Genomic DNA, 388 nt, shown 5'->3' with positions numbered 1-388 from the left:
GCTGGAATAAACAACGAGTAAAAGTAGCTAGAATTCATGAATACATGACGAATGCTAGAAAAGATTACTTGGACAAAATCTCGACTGAAATCATCAAAAACCACGATGTTATCGGTATAGAGGATTTGCAAGTATCGAATATGTTAAAGAANNAGCCAATTATGTTCTTGTTGTGGATATCAAAACAAAGACGTTAAAAATCTAAACCTACGTAAATGGGACTGCCCTTCTTGTCGTACACACCATGATAGGGATATTAACGCAAGTATCAATCTAAAGAATGAAGCGATAAGGCTTCTAACCGCAAGGACTGTGGAGATAGCCTAATAAATTAGAGTTCGATAGAACTCTTTACTTAGGAATCCCCCTCTTCTAAACGAAGTGAAAG

At 36.5% G+C, this 388-nt stretch carries 1 pseudogene; it reads left to right on the top strand.

The window, feature by feature from the left end:
- Nucleotides 1-327 (top strand): annotated as a pseudogene (locus tag COI75_RS19470) (zinc ribbon domain-containing protein); the annotation flags it as partial.
- Nucleotides 328-388: the final 61 nt, after the last annotated feature.

The organism is Bacillus cereus (assembly GCF_002564555.1).
In the GTDB taxonomy this organism is placed as follows: domain Bacteria; phylum Bacillota; class Bacilli; order Bacillales; family Bacillaceae_G; genus Bacillus_A; species Bacillus_A cereus_K.
This window is presented reverse-complemented; position numbering and strand designations above follow the sequence as displayed.